The 25,704-nt window shown below is 62.5% G+C and carries 29 protein-coding genes and 4 pseudogenes; 21 read left to right on the forward strand and 12 right to left on the reverse strand.

Annotation, left to right across the window (positions count from 1 at the left end):
• Window positions 1-74: 74 nt before the first annotated feature.
• Both EI969_RS30665 and EI969_RS30670 read left to right on the forward strand, forming a co-directional pair.
• A pseudogene (locus tag EI969_RS30665) lies at window positions 75-149 on the forward strand (GntR family transcriptional regulator); the annotation flags it as partial.
• Between the two features lie 99 nt (window positions 150-248).
• A pseudogene (locus EI969_RS30670) lies at window positions 249-323 on the forward strand (GntR family transcriptional regulator); the annotation flags it as partial.
• Between the two features lie 76 nt (window positions 324-399).
• On the opposite strand, the gene EI969_RS23975 reads toward EI969_RS30670, so the two are convergent.
• Window positions 400-1,311, reverse strand: a complete 912-nt coding sequence (locus EI969_RS23975) for a DMT family transporter (RefSeq protein ID WP_160389956.1) — start codon at window positions 1,309-1,311, stop codon at window positions 400-402.
• Between the two features lie 96 nt (window positions 1,312-1,407).
• On the opposite strand from EI969_RS23975, the gene EI969_RS23980 reads away from it, so the two are divergent.
• A complete protein-coding gene (locus tag EI969_RS23980) occupies window positions 1,408-2,271 on the forward strand; it encodes a LysR family transcriptional regulator (protein ID WP_160389957.1) in 864 nt (287 codons plus the stop codon).
• 43 nt (window positions 2,272-2,314) lie between these two features.
• On the opposite strand, the pseudogene EI969_RS31075 reads toward EI969_RS23980, so the two are convergent.
• Window positions 2,315-2,419, reverse strand: a pseudogene (locus EI969_RS31075) (hypothetical protein); the annotation flags it as partial.
• Between the two features lie 159 nt (window positions 2,420-2,578).
• Here EI969_RS31075 and EI969_RS23985 point away from each other — a divergent pair.
• A complete protein-coding gene (locus EI969_RS23985) occupies window positions 2,579-3,640 on the forward strand; it encodes an AI-2E family transporter (RefSeq protein ID WP_160389958.1) in 1,062 nt (353 codons plus the stop codon).
• Here EI969_RS23985 and EI969_RS23990 read toward each other — a convergent pair.
• The 3 genes from EI969_RS23990 to EI969_RS24000 all read right to left on the reverse strand — a co-directional run bounded on the left by EI969_RS23990 (window position 3,637) and on the right by EI969_RS24000 (window position 5,020).
• Window positions 3,637-3,828, reverse strand: a complete 192-nt coding sequence (locus tag EI969_RS23990) for a hypothetical protein (RefSeq protein ID WP_150715869.1) — start codon at window positions 3,826-3,828, stop codon at window positions 3,637-3,639. The genes EI969_RS23985 and EI969_RS23990 overlap by 4 nt on opposite strands.
• A 115-nt stretch (window positions 3,829-3,943) precedes the next feature.
• On the reverse strand, window positions 3,944-4,138 hold the full coding sequence (locus tag EI969_RS23995) for a hypothetical protein (protein WP_007988042.1): 195 nt from the start codon (window positions 4,136-4,138) through the stop codon (window positions 3,944-3,946).
• A gap of 516 nt (window positions 4,139-4,654) precedes the next feature.
• Window positions 4,655-5,020 (reverse strand): hypothetical protein, encoded by a 366-nt coding sequence (locus EI969_RS24000; RefSeq protein ID WP_160389959.1) that lies wholly within the window; start codon window positions 5,018-5,020, stop codon window positions 4,655-4,657.
• 246 nt (window positions 5,021-5,266) lie between these two features.
• Here EI969_RS24000 and EI969_RS24005 point away from each other — a divergent pair, with 246 nt between their 5' ends.
• Window positions 5,267-6,085, forward strand: coding sequence for a shikimate 5-dehydrogenase (locus tag EI969_RS24005; RefSeq protein WP_160389960.1), 819 nt, complete (start codon window positions 5,267-5,269; stop codon window positions 6,083-6,085).
• A gap of 14 nt (window positions 6,086-6,099) precedes the next feature.
• Window positions 6,100-6,285 (forward strand): annotated as a pseudogene (locus EI969_RS24010) (cupin); the annotation flags it as partial.
• 163 nt (window positions 6,286-6,448) lie between these two features.
• On the opposite strand, the gene EI969_RS24015 reads toward EI969_RS24010, so the two are convergent.
• Entirely contained in the window at window positions 6,449-7,093 is a 645-nt protein-coding gene (locus tag EI969_RS24015) for a YceH family protein (protein ID WP_150715873.1), read from the reverse strand.
• 171 nt (window positions 7,094-7,264) lie between these two features.
• On the opposite strand from EI969_RS24015, the gene EI969_RS24020 reads away from it, so the two are divergent.
• From EI969_RS24020 to EI969_RS24050, 7 genes are read left to right on the forward strand one after another with little or no spacing between them, the layout of a single operon-like run.
• A complete protein-coding gene (locus EI969_RS24020; RefSeq protein WP_160389961.1) occupies window positions 7,265-8,437 on the forward strand; it encodes an acyl-CoA dehydrogenase family protein in 1,173 nt (390 codons plus the stop codon).
• Window positions 8,434-9,627, forward strand: coding sequence for an acyl-CoA dehydrogenase family protein (locus tag EI969_RS24025; protein WP_160389962.1), 1,194 nt, complete (start codon window positions 8,434-8,436; stop codon window positions 9,625-9,627). Before EI969_RS24020 ends, EI969_RS24025 begins: the two co-directional genes overlap by 4 nt.
• Before the next feature lie 13 nt (window positions 9,628-9,640).
• Window positions 9,641-10,423 carry an SDR family oxidoreductase gene (locus EI969_RS24030; RefSeq protein WP_160389963.1) on the forward strand — a complete coding sequence of 261 codons (783 nt, stop codon included), beginning with the start codon at window positions 9,641-9,643 and terminating at the stop codon, window positions 10,421-10,423.
• Window positions 10,424-10,425: 2 nt separating this feature from the next.
• A complete protein-coding gene (locus EI969_RS24035; protein ID WP_160389964.1) occupies window positions 10,426-10,884 on the forward strand; it encodes a MaoC family dehydratase in 459 nt (152 codons plus the stop codon).
• Between the two features lie 31 nt (window positions 10,885-10,915).
• Complete coding sequence (locus tag EI969_RS24040; protein WP_160389965.1) at window positions 10,916-12,118, forward strand: acetyl-CoA C-acyltransferase; 1,203 nt, start codon at window positions 10,916-10,918, stop codon at window positions 12,116-12,118.
• Entirely contained in the window at window positions 12,119-12,508 is a 390-nt protein-coding gene (locus tag EI969_RS24045) for a steroid Delta-isomerase (protein ID WP_160389966.1), read from the forward strand.
• Window positions 12,505-12,939 (forward strand): nuclear transport factor 2 family protein, encoded by a 435-nt coding sequence (locus EI969_RS24050; RefSeq protein WP_160389967.1) that lies wholly within the window; start codon window positions 12,505-12,507, stop codon window positions 12,937-12,939. Before EI969_RS24045 ends, EI969_RS24050 begins: the two co-directional genes overlap by 4 nt.
• Before the next feature lie 297 nt (window positions 12,940-13,236).
• On the opposite strand, the gene EI969_RS24055 is transcribed toward EI969_RS24050, so the two are convergent.
• Complete coding sequence (locus tag EI969_RS24055) at window positions 13,237-13,734, reverse strand: SRPBCC family protein (protein WP_160389968.1); 498 nt, start codon at window positions 13,732-13,734, stop codon at window positions 13,237-13,239.
• A 13-nt stretch (window positions 13,735-13,747) separates the two neighbouring features.
• On the reverse strand, window positions 13,748-14,524 hold the full coding sequence (locus EI969_RS24060; RefSeq protein ID WP_160389969.1) for an SDR family oxidoreductase: 777 nt from the start codon (window positions 14,522-14,524) through the stop codon (window positions 13,748-13,750).
• A 293-nt stretch (window positions 14,525-14,817) separates the two neighbouring features.
• On the opposite strand from EI969_RS24060, the gene EI969_RS24065 reads away from it, so the two are divergent.
• From EI969_RS24065 to dmpG, 4 genes are read left to right on the forward strand one after another with little or no spacing between them, the layout of a single operon-like run.
• The gene (locus EI969_RS24065) at window positions 14,818-15,648 is read left to right on the forward strand and encodes an alpha/beta fold hydrolase (RefSeq protein WP_160389970.1); all 831 of its coding nucleotides are present in this window, start codon (window positions 14,818-14,820) and stop codon (window positions 15,646-15,648) included.
• A complete protein-coding gene (locus tag EI969_RS24070; RefSeq protein ID WP_160389971.1) occupies window positions 15,645-16,436 on the forward strand; it encodes a fumarylacetoacetate hydrolase family protein in 792 nt (263 codons plus the stop codon). The genes EI969_RS24065 and EI969_RS24070 overlap by 4 nt, the downstream gene beginning before the upstream one ends.
• Before the next feature lie 18 nt (window positions 16,437-16,454).
• On the forward strand, window positions 16,455-17,363 hold the full coding sequence (locus EI969_RS24075) for an acetaldehyde dehydrogenase (acetylating) (protein ID WP_160389972.1): 909 nt from the start codon (window positions 16,455-16,457) through the stop codon (window positions 17,361-17,363).
• Window positions 17,364-17,376: 13 nt separating this feature from the next.
• Complete coding sequence (gene dmpG / locus EI969_RS24080; RefSeq protein ID WP_160389973.1) at window positions 17,377-18,411, forward strand: 4-hydroxy-2-oxovalerate aldolase; 1,035 nt, start codon at window positions 17,377-17,379, stop codon at window positions 18,409-18,411.
• Between the two features lie 64 nt (window positions 18,412-18,475).
• On the opposite strand, the gene EI969_RS30295 is transcribed toward dmpG, so the two are convergent.
• The 4 genes from EI969_RS30295 to EI969_RS24095 all read right to left on the reverse strand — a co-directional run bounded on the left by EI969_RS30295 (window position 18,476) and on the right by EI969_RS24095 (window position 21,811).
• Entirely contained in the window at window positions 18,476-18,643 is a 168-nt protein-coding gene (locus EI969_RS30295; protein WP_178120803.1) for a hypothetical protein, read from the reverse strand.
• 222 nt (window positions 18,644-18,865) lie between these two features.
• The gene (nudE, locus tag EI969_RS24085; protein WP_150715887.1) at window positions 18,866-19,414 is read right to left on the reverse strand and encodes an ADP compounds hydrolase NudE; all 549 of its coding nucleotides are present in this window, start codon (window positions 19,412-19,414) and stop codon (window positions 18,866-18,868) included.
• Between the two features lie 87 nt (window positions 19,415-19,501).
• The gene (locus tag EI969_RS24090; protein ID WP_160389974.1) at window positions 19,502-20,632 is read right to left on the reverse strand and encodes a helix-turn-helix transcriptional regulator; all 1,131 of its coding nucleotides are present in this window, start codon (window positions 20,630-20,632) and stop codon (window positions 19,502-19,504) included.
• A 135-nt stretch (window positions 20,633-20,767) separates the two neighbouring features.
• Window positions 20,768-21,811, reverse strand: coding sequence for a Rieske 2Fe-2S domain-containing protein (locus tag EI969_RS24095; RefSeq protein ID WP_160389975.1), 1,044 nt, complete (start codon window positions 21,809-21,811; stop codon window positions 20,768-20,770).
• A gap of 146 nt (window positions 21,812-21,957) precedes the next feature.
• Between EI969_RS24095 and EI969_RS24100 the strand changes: the two genes are divergently transcribed.
• The 4 genes from EI969_RS24100 to EI969_RS24115 all read left to right on the forward strand — a co-directional run bounded on the left by EI969_RS24100 (window position 21,958) and on the right by EI969_RS24115 (window position 25,531).
• Window positions 21,958-22,797, forward strand: coding sequence for an SDR family NAD(P)-dependent oxidoreductase (locus tag EI969_RS24100; RefSeq protein ID WP_160389976.1), 840 nt, complete (start codon window positions 21,958-21,960; stop codon window positions 22,795-22,797).
• The gene (locus EI969_RS24105; RefSeq protein WP_160389977.1) at window positions 22,784-23,710 is read left to right on the forward strand and encodes an alpha/beta hydrolase; all 927 of its coding nucleotides are present in this window, start codon (window positions 22,784-22,786) and stop codon (window positions 23,708-23,710) included. Before EI969_RS24100 ends, EI969_RS24105 begins: the two co-directional genes overlap by 14 nt.
• On the forward strand, window positions 23,707-24,822 hold the full coding sequence (locus tag EI969_RS24110; RefSeq protein ID WP_160389978.1) for a 3,4-dihydroxy-2-butanone-4-phosphate synthase: 1,116 nt from the start codon (window positions 23,707-23,709) through the stop codon (window positions 24,820-24,822). Before EI969_RS24105 ends, EI969_RS24110 begins: the two co-directional genes overlap by 4 nt.
• 250 nt (window positions 24,823-25,072) lie before the next feature.
• Complete coding sequence (locus tag EI969_RS24115) at window positions 25,073-25,531, forward strand: transposase (RefSeq protein WP_160389979.1); 459 nt, start codon at window positions 25,073-25,075, stop codon at window positions 25,529-25,531.
• The last annotated feature ends 173 nt before the right edge of the window (window positions 25,532-25,704 follow it).

Raw genomic sequence — 25,704 nt, forward strand, 5'->3', positions numbered from 1 at the left:
CATCGCGGGCAAGCCGCGCTCCCACAGGTTCTGCGGCTGTACTCAAGAACTGCGGCAACCCTAAAACCCTGTGGGAGGACCCGGATGCGGCGCGGGCGGCGATGTGGTTGCACCTGACCAACAGCCGTGATCGGTTTGCGCCCAGTTGAGGGTCAGTGATACCGCGTTATCGTTCATCGCGGGCAAGCCGCGCTCCCACAGGTTCTGCGGCTGTACTCAAGAACTGCGGCAACCCTAAAACCCTGTGGGAGGACCCGGATGTGGCGCGGGCGGCGATGTGGTTGCACCTGACCAATAGCCGCGACCGCTTTTCGCCCAGTTGATGGTCAGGGATACCGCGTTATCGTTCATCGCGGGCTTGCCCGCGATAGCGCCAGACCTGACAGCGAAAAACCTGAATCAGACCCTGACAGCCTGAACAACCACAATCCGCCGCTCCAGATTCAACGCCAGCACACTCGCCAGCACCACCAGCCCGCCGACCACGATCATCAGCGTCGGCCGCTCGCCGAGCGCGCAGGACGCTATGACCATTGCCGTCGGCGGCGTCAGGTACAGGGTCATCGTCGCCCGGCTCAAATCGACGTGCGCCAGCACATAGGCCCAGGCCAGGTACGCCAGGGCACTGGGGAATACACCCAGGGTGAACACGGCGAGCTGCACGCGCAGCGGCGCCTGGGCGATCTGGTCCACCAGGCCGGGCAGGAAAACCAGCAACAGCGCCGTCCCGGACCACACCGTGTAACACACCAGCGTCAGCCCGTCGTATCGCCCGGTGTGATGTTTTTGCAGGGCGAAGTAGAGACTCCAGGACACCGCCGCCAGCAGGATCAGCAAGCCGTGGGCGTCGATGCTGCCCAGGCCATGATCGCCCGCCACCACAATCACCACGCCGAACAACCCGAGCAGCACGCAACCCCAGCGCCACAGGCTCACCTGATCCTTGAGCACGAAGCGCGCGATCAGCGTGCTGAACAATGGTGTGGTCTGGGCCAGGACGCTCGAAGCGCCAGCGCTGACACCCTGTTGTCCGAAGTTGATCGCCACGTGGTGCAGGCTCACCGCGAAGAAACCCAGGCCGAGCATCAGTGGCAGATCGCGCAGGCTCGGCAGGCGTATGCCTTTGAATGCTGCGATCACGGCCATGAACAGCGAAGCCAGGAGGAAGCGCAGGAGCGCCAGGTGCACAGGGTCGTAGGCCAGCAGGCCGATATGGATACCGGTCGGGGAATAACCCCAGCACGCCACGACAAACGCCATGGCCAGGATGATTTTCCAGGGTGAAACGGGGGAGGGCGTGAGCGGCGTCATGGTCGTGCACCTGTGGGCGGATGCAGCGAGTATCAGAAAGCGTACCGTTCACCACAACTGACTTATACTGTGCTTATCGTTCACTATGGGTGATGTATGGAGCTGGCACAGATTCGCATGTTCAAGACCGTGGCCGAGGTCGGCAGCATCGCCCGCGCGGCCGAGCTGTTGCATTGCGTGCCGTCGAACATCACCGCGCGGATCAAGGCCCTGGAGGCCGAACTCGGCGTCGCGCTGTTTCTGCGTGAGGGCCGCGGGCTGCGCATCAGCCCGTCCGGGCAGACCTTCCTGGCCTACGCTTCGAAAATTCTTGCACTCACCGCCGAAGCCAAGCGCGCGGTTGATCCAGGCTCCGAACCGTCCGGCGCGTTGCGCATCGGCGCCATCGAGTCGTCGGCCACCGGGCGCTTGCCGCGCCTGCTGGCGAAATTCCACAAGCGTTTCCCGCAGGTCGCGCTGGAGCTGACCACCGGCACCTGGGCCCAGTTGCTCGACGACACGCTCAATCACAAGCTCGACGGTGCAATCGTCGCGGTCGACGTCGAGCGTTCGCACCTCAAGCGCACGCCGATGTACCGCGAAGAGTTGCTGCTGATCGCCTCGACTTCCCTCGGGCCGCTGCGCGACGTGACGGACCTGCATGACAAGACCGTGTTCCTTTGGCCCCAGGGCTGTCCGTACCGGGCGGCGATGGAGCACTGGTTATGGCGCAACGGATTGGCACTGCCGATTGTCAGCCTGGCCAGCTATGGCGCGATTGTCGGTTGCGTCAGCGCCGGGGCCGGCGTGGCGCTGGTGACGAAAGGGGTGTTCGATCAATACGCCAAGGGCGCCGGGTGCGTGGCGTTCGAGTTTCCCGAACTGACGGCCATCGAGAGCCTGTTCTACTGGCACGAAAACGCCGGGGTGCACCCGGCGCGTGAGGCGTTCGTGGCGATGCTGCGCGAAGAGTTTGCCTGACGCAGAACCTGTGGGAAACCTGTGGGAGCAAGCTCGCTCCCACAGGTTTTTGTGTGTATTTGACCCCCGGGCCGCCGTAGGCGAAGGCATAACGCATGTTTTTCAGGGTGCCGGTGGGGGCGAGCAGTTCTGGCGCGCTGGGGGGCATGGCGGTGTCGGTCGCAAAAGCCGCGCAGGGTAAACCTTCGGTGGCGAGGTTTATTGACCTGAATCCATGATAGTTCAACAAAGCGATGGCACTCGCGCGAGCCGTAGCGGACTAAACATCAAGGCGGAAGTTTTTCGTCCTCGCTGGCATGGACCGGACATGAAAGAAACGACCCTGCAAGACAGATCGCTGACGGTTTTGCTGGTGCTGGTGAGCGCCGCCTTCATCTGGATCCTGCTGCCGTTTTACGGCGCGGTGTTCTGGGCGGTGATCCTCGGCATCCTCTTTGCGCCGCTGCAGACCCGGTTGCAACTGAAGTTTGGCTGGCAACGCAACCTCACGTCGCTGTGCACGTTGAGCATTTGCCTGGTGATTGCGATTCTGCCGGTGATCATCATCAGCGCCTTGCTGGTTCAGGAAGGCGCGACGCTCTACAAAAGCATCGAGAGCGGCGAACTCGACATTGCCGGGTACGTGTCGCAGTTCAAGCACAGCCTGCCGCCGTATTTCCAGCATCTGCTGGATCGTTTCGGCATGGGCGAGTTGAATGGGCTGCGAGAGAAAATCGTCAAAAGCGCGATGACCGGCGGTCAGGAGCTGGCGGCGCAGGCCTTCATTTTCGGCCAGGGCACCTTCGAGTTCGTCGTCAGTTTTTTCATCATGCTGTACCTGCTGTTTTTCTTCCTGCGCGACGGTGCGGAGCTGGCGCGCAAGGTGCGCCAGGCGGTGCCATTGCAGGAGCAGCAGAAGCGCCGTTTGCAGCTCAAGTTCAATCGTGTGGTACGGGCCACGGTGAAAGGCAACCTGGTGGTGGCGATCACCCAGGGCGCGCTGGGTGGCCTGATTTTCTGGTTTCTGGACATCCACAGCGTGTTGCTCTGGGCGGTGTTGATGGCGTTTCTGTCGCTGCTGCCGGCGGTGGGGGCGGGGATCGTCTGGGTGCCGGTGGCGGTGTTTTTCCTGCTCACCGGGGCGATCTGGCAGGGTGTAGTGCTGGTGTTGTTCGGGGTCTTCGTGATCGGGCTGGTGGACAACCTGCTCAGGCCATTGCTGGTGGGCAAGGACACCAGGATGCCGGACTACATGATCCTGATCTCGACCCTCGGTGGCCTGGCGATTTTCGGCCTGAACGGCTTTGTCATCGGCCCGTTGATCGCGGCCTTGTTCATGTCGAGCTGGGCCATTTTCATTGAAACCAAACCGCGGGTGCAGCTGCCTTAGGCGCTGAGCCTGCCGGACTGCCCGGTGCCGATGCGTTGCGACAGCTCCTTTGCTGCGGGCAGCGAAGTGAGCGGGCCGCTGATCTGCACGCCGTCCTGCACCAGATACCAGCAGGCGAGCATGCCCAGCTCTCTGAGCTGTGCGGGGACGGCGCTGCCGATAACGGACATGATCTGAACCTGGGACATGACAAGTACCTCCATCAATCTGTGGAGCTACTGTAAGGTCCGGGTACCTTGAGGGGTAATCAACGTTTTCAATAGTGGTCATTAATGCCAGCGGGGGCAAACGACCGTTGGTCGGTCAGCTGACCACCTGATCGAGCATATGAACCACTTCCTGCTCGTTGAGCAGGCCCTTGCGCACCAGGTTTTGCGTGAGCAGCGAAAGAAACTTGGCGCTGCGATGGCCTTCCAGGTGCTTGAGTTCGGTCAGTGCGTTGTACACCTTGCTGGAGGTGCACAGACCGACGATGCGGTGCGGGTTTTGCGTTGGCATGTGGTCGTCCTTGTTGTTATCAACCTGTTTTCGACGGACAGCACCGAGCTTGGGCATCTGTCATGACAAAAATATGACCGCTTGATGCCGCACGGCAGAAAACCGGTCGAGTCCATCTTGCCCGCTTTCGCCGCGTGCACTGTCCCGATAGCGACCTTGACGAGATTTATCCAGACCTGCGTCGACAGACGGGCATGAAAAAGGCTCTTCATGCGATCCCTGTAGGAGCCGGCTTGCTGGCGATGGACTCAAACGCGCCGCGTTTATCCTGTTTACACGCGTTATCGTTGACGACCATCGCTGGCAAGCCAGCTCCTACAAGGGACCGCGTCCTGGTCGAAACACGCAAAACCTGTAGGAGCCGGCTTGCTGGCGATGGACTCAAGTGCGCCGCGTTTATCCGGTTTAGACGCGTTTTCGTTAACGACCATCGCCGGCAAGCCGGCTCCTACAGGTTTTCGGGAATCCGTGACGGACAAAAAAGCCCCGCTGATTCAGCGGGGCTTGATGGGTTCGTTACCAGCGACCGTGTGGTGGGCCGTAGTAGCCGCGTGGCGGGCCGTAGTAACCACGGGGTGGTCCGTAGTAGACCGGGGCCGGACGGTAGTAGATCGGTTGTTGCACGTAGACCGGGGCCGGCTGGTAGTAAACCGGAGGCGGCGGTGCGTAATAAACCGGAGGCGGTGCTGCGTACACCGGTTGCGGTGCGACATAGACCGGGCGGTTGGCGTTGATCAGAGCCGAGCCGACAATGGCCGTACCGACGATTGCGCCAAACACCGCCGGGCCCTGCCAGTAATTGCCACCACCATGGGCTTGCGCCTGTCCTGCGATAGCGAGGGCGCCGATCAGCAAGGCTACTGTGGGGATTTTACGGATCATGATAGTTCCTCGGTTCTTCAGCCCGGCGCCTGTGCCTGCAATAGACCCAGGGATTGTCGCGGGGTTACTTCTAAGACAGCGTTTTTTTGAAAATCGGCACGGCCGTTGGGTAAATTTTGTGTAAGGTCTGTACCGACTTTCTTACCGAGCCGTGTAAGCCCGTGTAATCAGGCTTATATGATCGATCAGAACCCGATGGGGGGCTAATCCCGTCCATCCGAAAAGTGCATTCGAAGGAGCTTGCCCATGCAGATGAACCCCAACAAAGACACCCAGTTGTGCATGTCCCTTTCAGGGCGTCCGGGGAACTTTGGCCTGCGTTTTCACAATCATCTGTATGAACAGCTTGGCCTGAATTTTTACTACAAGGCCTTTGCCAGCCAGGACCTGACGGGCGCCGTTGCCGGCATTCGCGCGCTGCGCATCCGTGGCTGTGGCGTGTCGATGCCGTTCAAGGAAGCCTGCATTGCCCTGGTGGACGAACTCGATGCTTCGGCCGCCGCGATTCAATCGATCAACACCATCGTCAACACCGACGGCCATCTCAAGGCCTACAACACCGATTACATCGCCGTTGCCCAGTTGCTGGAAAAACACCAGGTGCCCAGGGATTCGACCTTTGCCCTGCGCGGCAGCGGTGGCATGGCCAAGGCCGTGGCGAGCGCCTTGCGCGATGGCGGCTATGAAAACGGCCTGATCGTCGCCCGCAACGAACGCGCCGGGCAGGCGCTGGCGCAGTCGCTGGGGTATGAATGGCAGGCGGAGCTGGGCAATCGTCGCCCGCAGATGCTGGTCAACGTCACCCCGATCGGCATGACGGGCGGAGCGGAGGCCGGGCAACTGGCCTTTGAACCTGACGTGATCGAAAAAGCGCAAACCGTGTTCGATGTGGTGGCGATTCCCTCGGAAACGCCACTGATCGTGCGAGCTCGTGCCGAAGGCAAGCGGGTCATCACCGGGCTGGAAGTGATCGCGATCCAGGCGCTGGAGCAATTTGTGCTCTATACCGGTGTGCGGCCGACGGATGAGCAATTCCACAAGGCCGTCGAGTTTGCCCGCAGCTAGGAGGTGTCCATGCATCCAGTCACGGCGAGTTGCGCTACCTGGCCGTCAGCACCCAGCAGTCACCGCAGATCTGCGAGTACCCGGATTCCGGCAAGTATGCGGTGATGGATGACTTCAAGGTGGATGCCGAGGGTAACGCGTCAGGCTTTGTTGCGGTGGCCCGGCAGGCGGATGGGGTGGATTACTGGGATGGTGAGTAGCACGCATTACAAGGTGCCTTACAAACCGCTATCGCGAGCAAGCTCGCTCCCACAGTAATTTGTAAAGGTACATGGCATTTGTGAACGCCATAAAACCCTGTGGGAGCGAGCTTGCTCGCGATGTCGACAGTACATCCAACACCAAAGTAAATGGCGGATCACTTTATTCAAGCCGCGCCAAGCGCTCTTCCAGCGCCGCAATCCGTGCTTCGAGCTCTTCGATCCGTTCCACCGAAACCCCGCTGCTGCCGCGCTCGGAAGGGTTCCCTCGGGCCGCCATGATCGCCTCGATATCCGCCGGATCACCCAAAGCGTGGGTATAACGGTCTTCGCGCTGGCCGGCCTGACGTGGAATCAGCACCGCCAGACCCCGGGCAATCAGGCGTTCGAGTTGATGCACCACCTGTTCGGCGTCTTCGAATTCATGCATGCGGCCGCTGCGGGTCAGCAGTTCATTGACGGTCTGCGGGCCGCGCAGGAACATCAGCCCGGTCAGGATCACCTGCGCCGGCACCAGTTCCAGCGCCTTGTCGACCTTGTGCTCCCAGCGGTCGGCGCGGCTGCCCATCACCAGCCTGGCGAAACCGCGTCCTTCGAGGGCGCGCAGGCTCTGGCCGACCTGGCCCGGCGTCAGGTTCATCACCGGCTCGCGGCTGGTTTTCTGGTTGCAGGCGATCACCAGGGCATTGAGGGTCAGGGGATAGGTTTCCGGGCTGGTGGCCTGTTTCTCGATCAACGACCCCAGAATGCGGATTTCCGTGCTGTTGAGCCGCGGCTCGTCGAACGTCGTCTCTTGCTCGGTGCTCATGTTCTGCGTCCTTAGCCGATTCATGTTTTTCACTTGCGTAGACGCACTTTGACATCGCCCGTTCGGACTAGGCAAGGCTAACGATTCTGCCGCGCCCGGGCGGCGCCAGACTTCATGCTCAAAGGGGTGTTGCGCCACGCGCGCCCCGCCAAACGAGCAGAAGGCGCCGCGATGGAGTTTGCATTCAGCGACGAACAGGAAATGATCCGCGCATCGGCCGAGGGATTCCTCGCCGATGTCTCGGATTCTGCCGCCGTGCGCGCGGCAATGGTCAGCGAACGGGGGTTCGACGAAGCCCTCTGGCAGCGGTTGTGCCAGGAAATGTACTGGCCGGCCATTCATATCCCCGAAACCTACGGCGGTCTGGGCCTCGGCTATGTCGAGCTGACGATCCTGCTGGAGCAGATGGGCCGGCGTTTGCTGTGCTCGCCGTTTTTTGCCACCGCCTGCATGGCCACGCCCGCGCTATTGCTGGCGGCCAATGATGAGCAGAAGCAGCGCTGGTTGCCGTCGATCGCCGACGGCAGCGTGACCGCGACCCTGGCGTTCAGCAGTGCCAATGGCTGGTCCGCCGACGACGTCCAGGCAACGGTGGTGGCGGAGGGTGACGGTTTTGTCCTCGACGGCTCCCTCAAGCATGTGCTCGACGGGCAGGGTGCTGACCTGTTGATCATTGCCGCGCGGCAACCCGGCTCGACCGGTGAAACCGGCATCAGCCTGTTTGCCGTCAGCGCCGAGCGGGCCGGCATCGAGCGGCAGATGCTGCCGACCATGGACCAGACCCGACGCCAGGCGCGGATCCAGCTCAAGGGCCTGTACCTTGAAGCCGACTGCCTGCTGGGAGAATTCGGCAGTGGTTGGCCGCACCTCGAGCGGGTCCTGCAACTGGCCTGCATCGGCCTGGCTGCCGAGCAGACCGGCGGCGCGCAACAGGTGCTCGACCTCAGCGTGGCCTACATGCAGGAACGCCAGCAATTCGGCCGTCCGATTGCCAGCTTCCAGGCCCTCAAGCACCGCGCCGCCGACATGATGCTGCAAGTCGAGTGTGCGCGTTCGGCCAGTTACTACGCCGCGTGCGTGGCCCAGGAAGTCCTCGACCCGCAGGGCGATCCGCAGGTCGCGGCCGAACTGCCGCTGGCGGCGGCGCTGGCCAAGGCGCAGTGCTCGGAAACCTATTTCCACTGCGCCTCCGAATCCATCCAGTTGCACGGCGGTGTCGGTTTCACCTGGGAATACGACCCGCACCTCTACTTCAAGCGCGCCCGCGCCAGCGAGAGCTTCCTCGGGCTACCGGCCTGGCATCGCGAGCGCATTGCTTCGGTGATTCTGGGAGAGCAGCCATGAAAATCAGTTTCAGCGAGCAAGACGAACGCTTCCGCCAGGAAGTCGCCGACTGGATGAGCGCCAACCTCTGCGGCGAATTCGAAGCCTTGCGTTTTCGCGGCGGTCCGGGCGACGAGCACATGTTTCCCGAAGAGCGCAAAGCCTGGGAGCGCAAACTCGCCGAGGGTGGCTGGACTTGTGTCGGCTGGGCGCTGGAGCATGGCGGGCGTGGCCTGTCGATCACCCGGCAAGTGATCTTCCACGAAGAGTATGCCCGCGTTGGCGGCCCCGGTCGCATGGGCCACATCGGCGAAGGCCTGGCCGGGCCGACCATTGCCGCGTTCGGCACGGTCGAGCAGCAACAGCGCTTTTTGCCGGGGATCGTCAGCGGTACGTCGTTCTGGTGCCAGGGCTATTCAGAGCCGGGCGCCGGTTCCGACCTGGCCAACGTCAAGACCCGCGCAACGCTGGATGAAGCCACCGGCAGTTGGATTATCAATGGCCAGAAAGTCTGGACCTCCCTGGCCCACGAATCGGACTGGTGTTTTGTCATCGCCCGCACCGAACCGGGCAGCGTCGGCCATCGCGGCCTGTCGTTCCTGCTGGTGCCGATGGCCCAGGCTGAAATCAGCGTGCGACCGATCGAGCAACTGACCGGCACCTCGGAATTCAACGAAGTGTTCTTCGACGATGCCCGCACCGACGCCGCCAACATCATCGGCGCGCCGGGCGATGGCTGGAAGATCGCCATGGCGCTGCTGGGTTTCGAGCGGGGCGTGTCGACCCTCGGCCAGCAGATGCAGTTTCAGAACGAACTCAACGAAATCATCGCCATTGCCAAGGCCAACGGCGCCGACCGCGATCCGATCCTGCGTCAGCGCCTGGCCGAAGCCTGGAGCGGGCTGCGGATCATGCGCTACAACTCGTTGCGCATGCTCTCGGGTAGCCAGGACGGTTCGCTGCGCAAAGAGGCGACCATCTACAAGCTGTTCTGGTCGACCTGGCACGCCAGCCTCGGCAAGTTGGCGATGGACGTGCTTGGCGCCGAGGCGGAACTGCTCGAAGCCGCGCCTTACCAGTTGACCCGTTTGCAGTCGCTGTACCTGTTCAGCCGCGCCGACACCCTGTACGGCGGCAGCAACGAAATCCAGCGCAACATCATCGCCGAGCGTGCCCTGGGCATGCCCAAAGAGCCGCGTCCGCGCGCCTGAAAGGAGAGAGTTCATGTCTGTACCTCAATATGTTGAAGGTCGCGGCCTGCTGCGCGGCAAGTCGGTGCTGATCACCGCCGCCGCCGGCGCCGGGATCGGTTTTTCCGCCGCCGTGCGCGCCGCCGAAGAAGGTTGCTGCGCGCTGATGATCAGCGATATCCACGAAGGCCGGCTGGCCGAAGCGGTGCTGAAAATCCGCGAAACCACCGGGCTGCAACAGGTCTTCGGCCAGGTCTGCAACGTCGCCGACGAAGCCCAGGTGCAAAACCTGATTGCCTGCGCCGAGCGCGACCTGCAAGGGGTCGATGTGTTGATCAACAACGCCGGTCTCGGCGGCTCGCGCCTGCTGGTGGACATGGCCGACGAAGAGTGGAATCGGGTCATCGACGTGACGCTCACCGGCACCATGCGCATGACCCGCGCCATGCTGCCGAAAATGATGGAGCGGCGTGCCGGGGTGATCGTCAACAACGCTTCGGTGCTGGGCTGGCGTGCGCAGAAAGAACAGGCGCACTACGCCGCCGCCAAGGCCGGCGTGATGGCGCTGACCCGCTGTGCAGCGGTCGAGGCCGCCGACTACGGCATCCGCATCAACGCGGTCAGCCCGAGCATTGCCCTGCACGATTTCCTGCGCAAATCCGCGCCCCAGGCGGTGCTCGATCAACTCGCCGCCAACGAAGCGTTCGGCCGCGCCGCCGAAGTCTGGGAAGTGGCCAACGTGATGATGTTCCTGGCCAGCGACTACAGCTCCTACATGACCGGCGAAGTGTTGTCGGTGTCCAGCCAGAGGGCGTGACCATGCCACGTATTTTCGATACGCCGATGGCCTTGTTCGACGCCGTGGGGCAGGCGCTCGGTGTCAGCGACTGGCTGCTGCTGGATCAGGCCCGAATCAATCTGTTTGCCGACGCCACCGGTGATCACCAGTGGATTCACGTCGATCCGGTCAAGGCCGCCAGCGGTCCGTTTGGCGCCTGCATTGCCCACGGCTATCTGAGCCTGTCACTGGTGAACCTGTTCTTGCCGCAGATCGTCGAGGTCCGTGGCCTGGCCATGGGCGTCAATTACGGCTGCGAGCGGGTGCGCTTCCCTTCGGTGGTGCGCGTCGGTTCGCGGGTGCGCGGCAGTGCGCAATTGACTGCGGTCGAGGAAGTGAAGGGCGGCGTGCAGGTGACCATTCGCGTCAGCGTCGAAATCGACGGCGAGGAACGTCCAGGCTGTGTGGTCGACACCATCAGCCGTTACTACCCAGCCTAAGCCTGTCAGCAGAATTTTCGAGGAATTGAGCATGAAAGAAGCCGTCATCGTTTCGACCGCCCGTACTCCGATCGGCAAGGCCTTTCGCGGAGCCTTCAACGACACCGAAGCCCCACAACTGGGCGGCCACGTGGTGCGCGAAGCCGTGCGTCGTGCCGGCATCGAGCCGGGAGAAGTGGACGACGTGATCATCGGCGCCGCGGCGCAGCAGGGCACCCAGTCGTATAACCTGGGGCGCCTGTGCGCGATTGCCGGTGGCTTGCCGACTTCCGTCGCCGGGATGGCCGTCGAGCGCCAGTGCTCGTCGGGCCTGATGAGCATCGCCATGGCCGCCAAAGGCATCATGTGCGACGAAATCGACATCGCCGTGGCCGGTGGCCTGGAGTCGATTTCCCTGGTGCAGAACAAGCACAAAAACCTGTATCGCAACCAGTCCAGCCTGGTGCTCGACCTCGATCCGCACGCTTACATCCCGATGATCGAAACCGCCGAGATCGTCTCCGCGCGTTATGGCATCTCCCGCGACGAGCAGGACGAATACAGCTACCAGAGCCAGCTGCGTACCGCACAAGCCCAGAGCGCCGGGCGCTTCGACCGTGAGCTCGCACCGCTGGCCAGCCGCAAGGCACTGTTCGACAAGGCCACCGGTGAAACCAGTTATGAAACTCTCACCTTGCTGCGCGACGAGTGCAACCGCATCGACACCACCCTCGAGAGCCTGAAGGCGCTGGAGCCGGTATGGCCGGGCGGTCAGTGGAGCGAAAAGGGGCGTTTCATCACTGCCGGCAATGCCTCGCAGTTGTCCGACGGTGCGTCGGCGTCAGTGTTGATGAGCGCGAAAATGGCCGAGAAACGTGGCCTGGAACCGCTGGGCATTTATCGCGGCATGGCGGTCGCCGGCTGCAACTCCGACGAGATGGGCATCGGCCCGATCTACGCCATTCCCAAGCTGCTCAAGCGCCACGGCCTGACCATGGATCATATCGGCCTGTGGGAGTTGAACGAAGCGTTCGCCTGTCAGGTGCTGTACTGCCGCGACACCCTGGGCATTCCGGCCGAGCGTCTGAACGTCAACGGCGGGGCGATTTCCATCGGCCATCCGTTCGGCATGTCCGGGGCGCGGATGGTCGGCCACGCATTGATCGAAGGCCAGCGCCGCGGTCTGCGTTATGTGGTGGTGAGCATGTGCATCGGTGGCGGCATGGGCGCGGCAGCCCTGTTCGAGGTGGTCTGAATGATCAGCGCACAGCAGATTCAGGCGACCATGGCGCGTTATGTCGAGCTGGTGGATGCCGGCGACATCGACGGCATTCTCGCGCTCTACGCCAGTAACGCTACCGTGGAAGACCCGGTCGGCCAGGCGCCGTTGCAGGGCATCGACGCTATCGCGCGTTTCTACCGTGAAGGGTTGGGGGCGATGAACGTCTGCGCCACCCAAACCGGCCCGGTGCGCGCGACGCTCAACGGTTGCGGCGCGATGCCGTTCCGGGTCGACATGGAGTGGGGCGGGCAGCCCTGCTCGCTGCACGTGATCGATGTGATGGAGTTCGATGCCGACGGCAAGATCCGTTCGATGAAAGCCTTCTGGAGTGAAGTCAACGTGACGGCGCGAGGTGCAGCATGAATCTGGAGCAGCGGGTCGCCCGCCTGGAAGCGCTGGAGGACATCCGCCAGCTCAAGCATCGCTACCTCAATGCCTGCGACCTCAAGCAGGTCGAGGTGATTGCCGATTGCTTCGCCGAAGGTGAAGTGCTGATCGATTACGGGCCGCTGGGGATCTTTCGCGAGCGCGACAGTTTTGTCGCGCTGTACCGCGAACTGGCCTGCCATGCGCGGGTGATCGACCTGCATCACGGCGCCAACCCGGAAATCGAAGTGCTGAGCGAGGATCAGGCCCAGGGCCGTTGGGCCCTGTGGTATTTCAATGTGGATGGCGAGAGCGGGGCGACGCGGCAGCTGGGCGGGTTCTATCAGGACCGTTACCAGCGCATCGCCGGCCAATGGAAGATCATCGCCACCTGCTTTACCGCTCACTCGGAAGTAGCGCGTCCCTGAAGCACCTGTGGGAGCTGGCTTGCCAGCGATGGCGACATGTCAGGCAACATCAATGTTGAATGTGCCGGCCTCATCGCCGGCAAGCCAGCTCCCACAGTTTTTGCGGTGAGCCTGGAATTTGCGGACGACCCAATTCACTGTGGGAGCTGGCTTGCCAGCGATGGCGACATGTCAGGCAACATCAATGTTGGATGTGCTGGCCTCATCGCCGGCAAGCCAGCTCCTACAGTTTTTGTGGTGAGCCTGGCATTTGCGGACGACCCGATTCCCTGTGGGCTTGCCAGCGATGGCGGTGTGTCAGGCGACATCTATGCGGGAGGTGCTCAACGCCATATCCGGATTCTGCGTCCGGCCGGTTTCGTAGTAGGCCTTGAGGTTCTCGGTGATCTGCCGCACGACCTTGTTGAAGGCCTTGGCCAACAACCTCTCAAACAGCCTGCCACCGCGCAGGCTGTAGCGCATCTGCAGGGTGATGCGGGTCGCATTGCCTTCGGGTTGCAAGGCGTAGCTGAACGTGGCTTCGCGAAACGGGAAGGGCGAGCCATTGGTGCCTTTATGCAAAAGCAATTCGAAGCCGGTGCCTTCCTGCCATTGCATCACGCTTTCATCCAGGAACTGGCCACCCTTGCGCAGCACTCGGCGACTGGCGCCAACGCCTTCGTGTGCGCCGGGGTGAAAGTGGCAACCGGTGAGCCCCGGCACATAGTGCGGGGCCAGGCTCAGGTCGCGCAGTTTGGCCCACGCCACCTGGGGAGACAGCTCAAGTCGTACGCTGTGGCTGGCAATTGCGGACATGTCGGGGCTCCTGTCATGAATGGGGTTGGGCTGCATCGAGAAACGCCGGGCGTTCGCCCGCGCCATGCACCGCGATGTCCGCGCCGCTGACGTAACGGGCCAGCTTCGAGGCCAGGTACAGGCAGGTATCGCCGATGTCTTCCGGGTTCGCCAGGCGTTGCAACGGAATGGTCGCCGCCACCCGGGCTATGCCGGCATCGTCACCATAATGCATGGCTGCCTGCTCGGTGAGAATCAGCCCGGCGGTCACGGCGTTGACTCGCACCTTCGGCGCCCATTCCACCGCCAGTGAGGTGGTCAGGTTCAACAGCCCGGCCTTGGCCGCGCCATAGGCGGCGGTGCCGGGGGAAGGGCGGGTGGCGCTGACGCTGCAGATGTTGATGATCGCACCGCCATCGGCCTGGGCCTGCATCACCTGGTTGGCTTGCTGGCACAGGTTCAGCGGCGCGATCAGATTCAGGCGGATGATCGCTTCGCTGAAACGCGGCGAGGCCGTGGCGGCATCGGCATTCGGCGAACCGCCGGCGTTGTTGACCAGCACATCGAGGCGACCGAAGCGCTCGACGATCTGCGTGATCAGGCCTGCGGATTGCTCGACATCGCGCAGGTCACAGGCCACGAACAATGCCTCGCGTCCGCCGCTGACAGGCAAGGTCTGCGGGGCTTCGCGACCGCAGATCACCACCTCGGCACCGCAGTCGAGGAAGCGCTGAGTGATACCGCGCCCGACGCCTTTGCCGCCGCCTGTGACCAGTACCACTTTGCCGTGAAAGTCCATTGGATCAGCCATTCGAGTTCTCTTTTTGTCGCTCGGGAATGCTGTCGATGCTAGGTCTGCCGGCCGTGTAATCCAACGTCCGATGGGACTAGAGACTGTGGGAGCGAGCCTGCTCGCGATGGACGTCAACGATAACGCGCAAAGCCTGATGCCCCGCGGTGTGCTGACGTTTTTCGCGAGCAGGCTCGCTCCTACAGGGGGGAGGGGGCGTAGTCCAGGAGAGCAGGCGTAGTCCTGTCGGACGATGTTGATGGCCCGGTCCGTCGGAATAATCCCGCTACAACAACAGGCCGGGAGGACACCTTATGGGCGCTTCAGCGCAAGGGCACTTCGTTACGCTGCCGGATGGTTTGCAGCTGCACTATAAAGACACCGGCGGGAGCGGCGAACCGGTGATTTTCATTCACGGCAGCGGGCCGGGCGCCAGCGGTCACAGCAATTTCAAGCAGAACTACCCGGTGTTCGCCGAGGCCGGCTACCGGGTGATTGTCCCGGATTTGCCGGGCTACGGTGCTTCTGACAAACCCGAGACCCTCTACACCCTGGATTTCTTCGTGGCCGCGCTGAGCGGTCTGCTCGATGCCCTGGACATCCAGCGCTGCGTGCTGGTCGGCAATTCCCTGGGCGGTGCGATCGCGATCAAGCTGACCCTCGACCAACCGCAGCGTGTCAGCCGTCTGGTGCTGATGGCCCCCGGTGGCCTGATGGAAAAGGAGCAGTACTACCTGCAGATGGAAGGCATCCAGAAAATGGGCGCGGCCTTCGCCAAAGGTGAGCTGAACGATGCAGCGGGCATGCGTCGCCTGCTGGCTCTGCAACTGTTCGATGAAAGCCTGATCAGCGACGAAACGGTCAACGAGCGCGTGGCCGTGGTGCAGCAGCAGCCGGTGTGTGTGCTGTCGACCATGCAGGTGCCGAACATGACGTCGCGGCTGGCCGAACTGCAATGCCCGATCCTCGGTTTCTGGGGCATGAACGACAAGTTCTGCCCGTCCTCCGGAGCCCGGACCATGCTCGAAAACTGCTCCGGTATCCGTTTCGTGATGCTCAGCGAGTGCGGGCACTGGGTCCAGGTCGAACACCGTGACTTCTTCAATAGCCAGTGTCTGGCATTCCTTCAGGAGGCCCGCGGATGAGCGTGCAATTGCGCCGTGAGTTCGGCGAAGAGCTTTATCAGGCGCTGCTCAGCGGCTCCACCCTGGCACCGCTGACCGAACGCTGGCCGTCGATCAGCATCGAAGACGCCTACCACATTTCCCTCTACGCGATTGAGCGTCGGGTGGCGGCCGGCGACCAGATCGTCGGCAAGAAAATCGGCGTGACCTCGGCGGCGGTGCAGCAGATGCTCAACGTGCATCAGCCGGATTTCGGCTTCATCACGCGGCAGATGTCGTTCGATGACGATGCGCAGATTTCCCTGTCGGCCAACAAACTGATCCAGCCCCGCGCCGAGGGCGAGATCGCCTTCAAGCTCAAGCATGATCTGGTCGGCCCCGGCATCACCGAAGCCGACGTACTGGCTGCCACCGAATACGTGATGCCGTGCTTCGAGATCGTCGACTCGCGGATTCACGACTGGCGCATCCGCATCCAGGACACCGTGGCCGACAACGCCTCCTGCGGCGTGTTCGTGTTGGGCGACAGCCAGGTCGACCCCCGCGAGCTGGACCTGCCCAACCTGCGCATGCGCGTGTCCAAGAACGGTGAGCCCCTGAGCGAAGGCCTGGGTTCGGCGGTGCAGGGCAATCCGCTGACCGCCGTGGCCTGGCTGGCCAACACCCTGGGCGCCTTCGGCATTCCGTTCAAGGCCGGGGAAATCATCCTGTCCGGATCCCTGGTACCGCTGGAACCGGCCCGTGCCGGCGACCATTTTTCGCTGACTATCGATGGCCTGGGCAGTGCCCGGGTGTCTTTCTGCGCCTGACTTTTGGAGTTTGACCCCATGAGCAAAAAACTCAGAGCGGCCATTATCGGCCCGGGCAACATCGGCACCGATCTGCTGATGAAGATGTGCCGATCGGAGTGGATCGAGCCGGTGTGGATGGTCGGCGTCGACCCTGAATCCGAAGGCCTGAAGCGTGCCCGGGAAATGGGCATCAAAACCACTGCCGGTGGTGTCGACGGCTTGCTGCCGCACGTGCTCGACGATGACATTCGCATCGCCTTCGATGCCACCTCGGCCTATGTGCACGCGGAAAACAGCCGCAAGCTCAACGAACTCGGGGTGATCATGATCGACCTCACGCCGGCGGCCATCGGCCCGTACTGCGTGCCGCCGGTCAACCTCAAGGAGCACGCCTCGAGCCTGGCGATGAACGTCAACATGGTCACCTGCGGTGGCCAGGCGACCATCCCGATGGTGGCGGCGGTGTCGCGGGTGCAACCGGTGAGCTACGGCGAAATCGTCGCGACCGTGTCCTCGGGCTCGGTCGGCCCGGGCACTCGACAGAACATCGATGAATTCACCCGCACCACCGCCGGTGCGGTGGAGAAGATCGGCGGCGCCCGGCGCGGCAAGGCGATCATCGTGATCAACCCGGCCGAGCCGCCGTTGATGATGCGCGACACCATCCATTGCCTGACCGATGACGAGCCGAACCAGGACGCGATCCGCACCTCGGTGCTGGAGATGGTCCGCGAAGTGCAGCGCTATGTGCCCGGCTACAAGCTGATCAACGGGCCGGTGTTCGACGGGCGCAAGGTGTCGATTTTCATCGAGGTCGAAGGCCTCGGCGATTTCCTGCCCAAGTCCGCCGGCAACCTCGACATCATGACCGCCGCCGGTTTGCGCACGGCCGAGATGTTCGCCGAAGAAGCCTACAAGGGCGCCCTGCAACTGCCCGTCCGTTGAGTGGAGAATCCCGATGAATCTACAAGGTAAGAGCGTCCGTCTGCACGACATGAGCCTGCGCGACGGCATGCACGCCAAACAGCACCAGATCAGCATTCAACAAATGGTCTCGGTGGCCACCGGCCTCGATGCGGCCGGCGTACCGCTGATCGAGATCACCCATGGCGATGGCCTCGGCGGGGCGTCGCTGAACTACGGCTTCCCGGCCCACAGCGACGAGGAGTATTTCGCTGCGGTGATCCCGCAGATGAAACAGGCCAGGGTCTCGGCCCTGTTGTTGCCGGGGATCGGCACTCTCGACCATCTGAGGATGGCTCACGAACACGGCGTGTCGACCATTCGCGTGGCGACCCACTGCACCGAGGCGGACGTGTCCGGCCAGCACATCGGCATGTCGGCGAAGATGGGCCTGGACACCGTCGGCTTCCTGATGATGGCGCACATGGTCAGCCCGGAGAAACTGCTGGAGCAGGCGCGCCTGATGGAAAGCTACGGCGCCAACTGCATCTACTGCACCGACTCGGCCGGCTACATGCTGCCCGATGAAGTGACGCAAAAGATCGGAGCCCTGCGTGCGGGGTTGAATGCCGGGACTGAAGTCGGTTTCCACGGTCACCACAACATGGGCATGGCCATCGCCAACTCTCTGGCCGCGATCGAGGCCGGTGCTGCGCGCATCGATGGTTCGGTTGCGGGCCTGGGCGCAGGGGCGGGCAACACGCCGCTGGAAGTGTTCGTCGCGGTGCTGGAGCGCATGGGCGTCAACAGCGGCGTCGACCTGTACAAGATCATGGACGTGGCCGAAGACCTGGTGGTGCCGATGATGGACCAGCCGATCCGTCTCGACCGCGATGCGCTGACGTTGGGGTATGCCGGGGTGTACAGCTCGTTCCTGCTGTTTGCCAAGCGGGCAGAGCAGAAGTACGGGATTGCCGCTCGTGAATTGCTGGTGGAACTGGGCCGGCGCGGAACCGTGGGTGGTCAGGAGGATATGATCGAAGACCTGGCGTTGACCTTGTCCCGGGCCAGGGGTGTACTGCCGACCTGATTATTGCGGCAACGAAAAAACCACCGATGATTCGGTGGTTTTTTTATGGCCGTGGAAACCGTGCTCAAGGCAGCAGATTGCGCACCACGGGCGGATAGCAATTGATCGCCGCGTTCGAACAGCTGAAGTAGGCCGTGGTCGGTCGGTAGGCTTCGTTCTTGAACAGTTGGCAGAGGCTGGCGGTGCTGCCGGCACAGAGGATGATGAACAGAGCACAAGTAGATTTGCGCATGATGGGTCTCGACACGGTTTTATTGTTGTAGAGACAGGTTATGGCGGTGGCTCGCGAGTGGCTTCGTCCGAATGGACTAGGTGATGAATTGGATATTCAACAACCCCCTGTAGGAGCGAGCCTGCTCGCGATGGTCGTCAACGATAACGCGTGAACTCTGGAGAAACGCGGTGTCCTTGTGTTCTTCGCGAGCAGGCTCGCTCCTACAGGTATTGTGTGGTGTCAGGTTCGTTGGGCGAGGGCGGCTATTGCCATGAACAGCGCAGCAATCGCCCGCGCTTCATGCAGTTCACCACGCGCCACCAGTTCGGGAATCTGCGCCATCGGTACGCGCAGGCATTCCAGGGGTTCGGGTTCGTCGCCTTCGAGTTGGCAGGGGCTCAATTGTTCAGCCAACACCACCCGGTAGCGGTGGCACAAATGCCCCGGTGCCAGGGTCAGCTCGCCCAGTTCGGTGAGGCGTTCGGCGCGCATGCCGACTTCTTCGCTCAGCTCGCGCTGGGCCGCCTGCAAATAGTCTTCATCGGGTTCGGCGCCGCCCTTGGGCAGGCCGAGGATGGTTTTTTCCACTCCGACCGCGTATTCGCGCACCAGCAACACATGCGCGGGATCCGGCATCGCCACCAGCATCACCGAGCGATAACCGGTGCCGCGCAGGCGTTCGTAGACCCGCTGCTGGCCGTTGCTGAATTGCAGGTGCAGGGCTTCGATCTGAAAGTGGCCGCTTTGCGCCAGCAGTTCAGTCTTGAGGATGGTTGGGCAGTTGCGCATGGGGCAGTCCCCTGTTTGGGATTAAGTCACTGTGCGCTGTACAACGGGCGCCGCCATCGTCCGAGCGGACGAGGGCGGCAATGAGGGTTAACCGAGGGTCGCCACGCTGCGCAGGATCAGGCGCACCAGCATGGTCTGGCGGGTCACGCCGGTCTTGGAGAAGGTCGAGCGCAGGTGGGCCCGCGAGGTGTTGCGGCTGATGCCCAGTTCTTCAGAGGCTTCGTCGAGGGTCAGACCGTTGGCCAACAGCATCGCCAGCTGGGTTTCCGCCGGGGTGAAATCGAACAGTGCGCGGACGATGTCCTGGGGCGCGGTGGATTGCTGCTCCGGGTCGCTGATGAAAATCACCACGGTGGGGCACTGCTTGCCTTCGCTCCAGTCGCTCAAGGGTACCGAACGCACGATGATCCCGAGATCCGATTTGCCGGACGGCCGTTGTACACGCAGGGCCTCGACCACCGACGGATTGCCGCTCTTTTGCGACAGCAGCGACTGCTTGACCAGACGCCGGAACTCCTGGGTGTCGCGAGCCGTACCGACCTGCAGGCCATCGTTGACGAGCTTGATCCCGTCCTTTTCCTGGATCAGTCGGTCGGCGACCTGGTTGGTTTGCAGCACCTTGCCGGCCTCGTCGAGGATGATCGTCCCGACCGCCATCTGATTCACCGCACCGGCGTACAGGTTGCGCTCGGCTTCGATGCGGTTGAGCTGCATGTGGATCTTGATCGAGCGTTCCAGATGCGGAATGAAGTGCGTCAGCAGCTCTTTTTCTTCGGCGCCGAAGGCTTTGTCATCACGTCCGCGGCTGATGCGAATGCGGCACTGGGCGCCATCGACGGTGTTGATGTCGGCACCCAGGATGTGGAACACGTCCACCGGTTCAAGGAAGTTCTTGTAGAACTCGGAATGCTGCCAGTCGTCGTTGGAGACGAACTCGGCGAGGGTCACGACCTGGCGGTTGGGCAGGTCGACAAAGGGGTCGAGGCTGAAAAAATGTGTGTTGTACGACGCGGTCGCCTCGGTCGAGGTGCCGGTGGTGTTGACCATCAAGCCGTCCACATGAGCGCTGGGCGGACGCAGGATGAAGGTCACGTACTTGCTGTTCAGGTGCACGTTGAGCTGATTGAGGAAAGTGGCCCAGGGAATGTTTTCCAGCGGACCCTGATAGAGGTTGCCGATCAAATCACTGAACGTATCGAGGCTGAGGCTCTGCTGCATAGGGAAAACCGTTTTTATTATTAGCGTTGGCGGTGGCCGAGGATAAGCGCCGGTATCGACTCCTTGCAACGCTCGGGCTCCGGGCCTGACCGGCGGCTGCCGCTCAGGCCCGGGGCGGGCGAAAGGCCGCTGGCGTCAGACCCGTTCGCTGGCGCGCACGACAAACTTCTTGTGTTCGCCGACGTCCGCCGACAGCGCCTGGACGTCTGTGTAGAACTGCTCGTACCAACGGCGCAACTGATAGACCGGACCGTCGCCGTCACACAGCAGCGGGTTGTCGACGCGGGTCTTGCTGTGCCAGATCGCCACGTCTTCGTAGAAGGCTGCCTGGGCTTGCGCCACGTAGGCCTTGGCCATTTCCTGGTTTTGCTCTTCGCTCAAGCCCGGGATCTTTTTCACCAGCACGCCGTAGCGCAGGGTGAAGCTGTCGAGATCGATCGGCACGTGGCAGTTGAGCAGGATCGAATGGATTGGCTGGCCGTTCATCGCACCTTTCATGTCAGTGATCTGATAAGCCGGGCCGAAGTAGGTGGCTTCGGTGCTCAGCACGCTGTCGCCGGACAGGCGCTCACTGCGGGCACGCATGATCTGCGTCGCCAGGTGGCCTTCGAAAATGTTGATGAACTCATCGACCGGCGCGCCGTGTACGGTGCCGAAGTGCGCCATGTCGGCGATGTTGTCGATCAGTTCGCGGCAGTTGGTGCCAATCTGCAGTTCGGCGACTTCCCAGGCTGCCCATTCGTCGCTGTAGCAGGCGTCGATGCGCGGGATGCGTTGTTCGGGCAGCGGCGGATTGCCTTCGGGGTCGTTCCAGACGAACAGCAGCTGGTTCTCTTCCATGATCGGCCAGCTTTTGATTTTGGCCCGTGGCGGAATGCGCTTGGCATAAGGGATGTCATCGCACACGCCGTCGGCGCCCCAGCGCCAGGCGTGGAACGGGCAGCGGATCGAGTTGCCTTCGACGCAACCGGTGCTGAGGTCGGCGCCCATGTGCGGGCAGTAGCCATCGAGGATATGCAGGTCGCCGTCTTCACCCTGGAACGCCACCAGACGGGTGCCGAACACCTCCAGGCGGTGGGCTTTGCCGTCGCGGTATTGCGCGGCCAGGCCCAGGCAATGCCAGCCACGGGCGTAGCGGTCTTCCAGCAGTTTGGCTTCGATGCGGTGCAGGGTACTCATCTTATTATTCTCCCAAGGGATCACGGGTTTGGCGCATGTAACGGATTCTGCCGCCCCTGTAAAAGCGGGCATCGTCTGAATGGACGATGGCCGGTTTAAACAGGCCCGCTCTACTGGCGCCATTGGACCCATGGCAGGAGTTGGCGATGAATGATGAACTAGGGCCGGTAGCGGTGATTACCGGGGCGGCCAGTGGTATTGGCCGAGGCCTGGCCGAACACGCGGCGACGCTGGGCATGCGCCTGGTGCTGGCCGATCGGGATGCGGCGGGCCTGCAAGGTCTGTGCGACGAATTGAAAGCCCGCGGCGTGCAAGCGATCGCCTGCGCCACCGATGTGGGTGATGTGAAGCAGGTCGAGCGCCTGCGTGACCAGGCTGTCGAGCACTTCGGCGGGGTCGACCTGCTGTTCAACAACGCCGGGGTGATGCAAACCGGTTTCAGCTGGGAAATCACTGACGCGCAATGGCAGCGCATGCTCGACGTCAACCTCAACGGTGTGATCAACGGCATTCGCAGCTTTGTCCCTTTGTTGCTCAGTCAGGGCCGGCCAGCCCACGTGATCAACACCGCATCCCTTGCCGGTCTGGTCAGCAGCCCGTTGATGGCGCCGTACAACGTGACCAAGCAGGCCGTGGTCGCGCTCTCGGAAACCCTGCATTACGAACTGGCGATGATCGGTGCACCGGTGTCGGTTTCGGTGCTGTGCCCGGGGCCGGTGGCCAGTGAAATCATGGCCTCGAACCAGGTGGTCGACAGCGCTGGATCCGACTTCAGTCAACTGCTCGACAGCACCATTCGCCAGGGCATGACCCCGGCCGAACTGGCCGCGCAGGTGTTCGCCGCCGTCGCCGAAAAACGCTTCTGGATCCTGCCGCACAAAGGTTTCAAACCGGCTCTGGAGCGCCGGGTGCAAAGCATCCTGGGCGAGACCAATCCGCAGTTCCAAATGGTCGACGTAGAGGACGATGCCCATGCCGCTCGATAAACAGATCGCTGGGGTGCTCCAGCAGTTTCGCGACCTCCCGGAACCCGATTTCAGCCAGGTCGACGCCGCGCAATACCGGCAGTTCTCCGACAACCTGCTGCCGGCCATTCCGGGCGACCCGATGAGCGAGGTTCGTGACCTGAAAGTGGCCGGCGCGGACGGCGATCTGGATGCGCGGCTGTACCGGCCATCGGAAGACCTCGACCTGCCGTTGCTGGTGTTTTTCCATGGCGGCGGCTTTGTCATGGGCAATCTCGATACCCATGACAATCTTTGCCGCTCTCTGGCGCGCCAGACCGAGGCGGTGGTGGTGTCGGTCGCCTATCGACTGGCGCCGGAACACCCGTTCCCGGCAGCGCCTCTCGATTGTTATGCGGCCACCTGCTGGCTGGTCGAGCATGCCGCCAGCCTTGGGGTCGATGGCAGTCGCCTGGCCCTGGCCGGGGACAGTGCCGGGGGCAACCTGGCGCTGGCGGTCAGTCAGTTGGCGGCACAGCACCGGGGCCCGAAGATCCGTCATCAGTGCCTGTTTTACCCGGTGACCGACGCGGGCTGCGACAGCCCTTCGTTCGAAGCATTCGCCGACGGTTATTTGCTGTCCGCGGGAATGATGCGCTGGTTCTGGCAACAATATCTGCAAGAGACCGGGCAGGCGGATGACCCGTTGGCCTCGCCAATGCGCGCAGAGACGCTGGACGGTTTGCCGCCGACCACCCTGATCACTGCCGGGTTCGACCCGTTGCGTGACGAAGGCGAGGCGTTTGCCCAGGCGTTGCGCGAGGCCGGTGTGCCGGTGCGGTTGCAACGTTGCGAAGGCATGATCCACGGGTTTATCAGCATGGCGCCGTTTGTCGAAGGGGCGGCACAAGCCCTGACCGATGCGGCGGCCGACCTGCGCGGGGCACTCCAATGAGCGGCCTGGCGTTCAATACGGTACCGCAACTGATCGAAGCCATCGGCGCCGGTCGGATGGTGGTGATCACCGACGACGAACACAACGGCGAAGGCTCGCTGTTGATGGCTGCCGAACAGGCCGGCGCCGAGGCGGTCACCTTCATGGCGGTGCAGGCGCGCGGGCTGATTTGCCTGGCCCTGACCGAGCAGCGCTGCCGTGCGCTGGGCCTGGACCTGATGGTGCCCAACTCCCGGGCGCAGCATGGCGTGGGGTTCACCCGCTCGATCGAAGCCGCCACCGGGGTGTCCACCGGCATCTCGGCGGCGGACCGGGCGCGTTCGATCCAGGTCGCGGTCGACCCGGCCAGCGGCCCGGCGGACCTGGTGCAGCCCGGGCATATCTTCCCGGTGCAGGCCTTGCCCGGTGGCGTGATGCAGCGGGCCGGCCATGTCGAGGCCGCGTGCGACCTGACACGCCTGGCGGGACTGCAACCGGCGGCAACCCTGGTGGGCATTCTCAACGAGGACGGTGAACTGGCCCGTGGTGCCGAGTTGCATGAATTTGCCCACCGGCATGGCCTGCGGATCGGCACCATCGCCGACCTGATTCACTACCGCATCCTGCATGAAGGCACGATCGAGCGCGGCGGCGAATACCCCTTGCATACCCGTCATGGCGAGTTCCGCGTGACGACCTATCAGGACACCTACCAGGGCTCGCTGCACCTGGCGCTGGTCAAGGGCCGGATCGACAGCACGCAACCGGTGCTGGTGCGGGTGCAAGGCATCGAGACGCTGCGCGATGTGCTGGGGTGTGAAAGCGAGAGCGGGGCGCAGCAGTGGAGCCTGGATCGCTCACTGGCGAGCATCGCCGCCGCCGGTAACGGCGTACTGGTGCTGCTGGCCCAAAAGGAAAGCGCCGACGGGGTGCTTGAACAGTTGCGCCAGCGCAGTGGCGGCAAGCAGCGCACACCGCAGTTTCCACAACGAACCCTGGGCATCGGCGCACAGATCCTGCGCGACCAGAACGTACGCAAAATGCGCCTGATGAGCTCGCCGGTACCGTACAAGGCCGTGTCCGGGTTCGACCTGGAAGTGACGGAATTCGTGCCGTTCCAGCCGGCACTGTAGGAGCGGGCTTGCCCGCGAAGGCGGAGTGTCAGGCGTCATCGATGTTGAATGTGCCGGCCTCATCGCGAGCAAGCTCGCTCCCACAGTAATTTCGGTTGGTTGCATATTTTGTGTGCACCCACGAACCCTGTGGGAGCGAGCTTGCTCGCGATGGCGATCTATCAGACACATCCAGTCAAAAACTGACCCAACTCTCAAGCATCCACCGGTCTAGCCTTCCTCCTGAACTCACCATGTAGAGGGCAAAGGAATGCCGGATTTACCCGCCTCACATCGCCTGCGCACAGGCCGCTATCCTGAACCCAACAGGGTTTACCTGCTGACGAGCAACACGCTGGGCCGAGAACCGGTTTTCAAGGATTTCGGTTTGGGCAGGCTGGTCGTCAAGCAATTTCAATATGCACAGGAACAATACTGGGCGAACTCTTTAGCCTGGGTCGTCATGCCCGATCATTTTCATTGGTTGATCGAACTGCAGCGGTGCTCACTCAGTCAACTGATGCAAAAAACCAAATCATTGAGTACGCGAGCCGTGAACATGTCCGTCGGGCGTAAAGGCAGTCTTTGGCAGCAGGGCTATCACGATCGGGCGTTGAGGCGGGATGACGACCTGGTAAAGCTTGCTCGATATGTCGTCGCCAACCCGCTGCGCGCGGGATTGGTGGGGAAGCTGGGCGATTATCCGCTGCGGGACGCGATATGGGTTTGATCCGTAACCGCGTTGCCACCATCGTCGGAACGCCGCCCGGAGCAAGTTCGCTCCCACAATGATTGTTGGATATCCGCAGAGATTGCTTACACCCGCTAGCTCTGTGGGAGCGAGCTTGCTCGCGATGGCGGAGTGTCGGTCGACATCTATTTTGAATGTGCCGGCCTTATCGC

Source organism: Pseudomonas sp. PB101 (genome assembly GCF_009764265.1).
Taxonomy (GTDB): Bacteria; Pseudomonadota; Gammaproteobacteria; order Pseudomonadales; family Pseudomonadaceae; genus Aquipseudomonas.

Bases quoted from the DNA above. Each gene is read 5' to 3' on its own strand.
- EI969_RS23975 (WP_160389956.1), bottom strand. From the start codon at position 1,311: ATGACGCCGCTCACGCCCTCCCCCGTTTCACCCTGGAAAATCATCCTG.
- EI969_RS23980 (WP_160389957.1), top strand. From the start codon at position 1,408: ATGGAGCTGGCACAGATTCGCATGTTCAAGACCGTGGCCGAGGTCGGC.
- EI969_RS23985 (WP_160389958.1), top strand. From the start codon at position 2,579: ATGAAAGAAACGACCCTGCAAGACAGATCGCTGACGGTTTTGCTGGTG.
- EI969_RS23990 (WP_150715869.1), bottom strand. From the start codon at position 3,828: ATGTCCCAGGTTCAGATCATGTCCGTTATCGGCAGCGCCGTCCCCGCA.
- EI969_RS23995 (WP_007988042.1), bottom strand. From the start codon at position 4,138: ATGCCAACGCAAAACCCGCACCGCATCGTCGGTCTGTGCACCTCCAGC.
- EI969_RS24000 (WP_160389959.1), bottom strand. From the start codon at position 5,020: ATGATCCGTAAAATCCCCACAGTAGCCTTGCTGATCGGCGCCCTCGCT.
- EI969_RS24005 (WP_160389960.1), top strand. From the start codon at position 5,267: ATGCAGATGAACCCCAACAAAGACACCCAGTTGTGCATGTCCCTTTCA.
- EI969_RS24015 (WP_150715873.1), bottom strand. From the start codon at position 7,093: ATGAGCACCGAGCAAGAGACGACGTTCGACGAGCCGCGGCTCAACAGC.
- EI969_RS24020 (WP_160389961.1), top strand. From the start codon at position 7,265: ATGGAGTTTGCATTCAGCGACGAACAGGAAATGATCCGCGCATCGGCC.
- EI969_RS24025 (WP_160389962.1), top strand. From the start codon at position 8,434: ATGAAAATCAGTTTCAGCGAGCAAGACGAACGCTTCCGCCAGGAAGTC.
- EI969_RS24030 (WP_160389963.1), top strand. From the start codon at position 9,641: ATGTCTGTACCTCAATATGTTGAAGGTCGCGGCCTGCTGCGCGGCAAG.
- EI969_RS24035 (WP_160389964.1), top strand. From the start codon at position 10,426: ATGCCACGTATTTTCGATACGCCGATGGCCTTGTTCGACGCCGTGGGG.
- EI969_RS24040 (WP_160389965.1), top strand. From the start codon at position 10,916: ATGAAAGAAGCCGTCATCGTTTCGACCGCCCGTACTCCGATCGGCAAG.
- EI969_RS24045 (WP_160389966.1), top strand. From the start codon at position 12,119: ATGATCAGCGCACAGCAGATTCAGGCGACCATGGCGCGTTATGTCGAG.
- EI969_RS24050 (WP_160389967.1), top strand. From the start codon at position 12,505: ATGAATCTGGAGCAGCGGGTCGCCCGCCTGGAAGCGCTGGAGGACATC.
- EI969_RS24055 (WP_160389968.1), bottom strand. From the start codon at position 13,734: ATGTCCGCAATTGCCAGCCACAGCGTACGACTTGAGCTGTCTCCCCAG.
- EI969_RS24060 (WP_160389969.1), bottom strand. From the start codon at position 14,524: ATGGCTGATCCAATGGACTTTCACGGCAAAGTGGTACTGGTCACAGGC.
- EI969_RS24065 (WP_160389970.1), top strand. From the start codon at position 14,818: ATGGGCGCTTCAGCGCAAGGGCACTTCGTTACGCTGCCGGATGGTTTG.
- EI969_RS24070 (WP_160389971.1), top strand. From the start codon at position 15,645: ATGAGCGTGCAATTGCGCCGTGAGTTCGGCGAAGAGCTTTATCAGGCG.
- EI969_RS24075 (WP_160389972.1), top strand. From the start codon at position 16,455: ATGAGCAAAAAACTCAGAGCGGCCATTATCGGCCCGGGCAACATCGGC.
- dmpG (WP_160389973.1), top strand. From the start codon at position 17,377: ATGAATCTACAAGGTAAGAGCGTCCGTCTGCACGACATGAGCCTGCGC.
- EI969_RS30295 (WP_178120803.1), bottom strand. From the start codon at position 18,643: ATGCGCAAATCTACTTGTGCTCTGTTCATCATCCTCTGTGCCGGCAGC.
- nudE (WP_150715887.1), bottom strand. From the start codon at position 19,414: ATGCGCAACTGCCCAACCATCCTCAAGACTGAACTGCTGGCGCAAAGC.
- EI969_RS24090 (WP_160389974.1), bottom strand. From the start codon at position 20,632: ATGCAGCAGAGCCTCAGCCTCGATACGTTCAGTGATTTGATCGGCAAC.
- EI969_RS24095 (WP_160389975.1), bottom strand. From the start codon at position 21,811: ATGAGTACCCTGCACCGCATCGAAGCCAAACTGCTGGAAGACCGCTAC.
- EI969_RS24100 (WP_160389976.1), top strand. From the start codon at position 21,958: ATGAATGATGAACTAGGGCCGGTAGCGGTGATTACCGGGGCGGCCAGT.
- EI969_RS24105 (WP_160389977.1), top strand. From the start codon at position 22,784: ATGCCGCTCGATAAACAGATCGCTGGGGTGCTCCAGCAGTTTCGCGAC.
- EI969_RS24110 (WP_160389978.1), top strand. From the start codon at position 23,707: ATGAGCGGCCTGGCGTTCAATACGGTACCGCAACTGATCGAAGCCATC.
- EI969_RS24115 (WP_160389979.1), top strand. From the start codon at position 25,073: ATGCCGGATTTACCCGCCTCACATCGCCTGCGCACAGGCCGCTATCCT.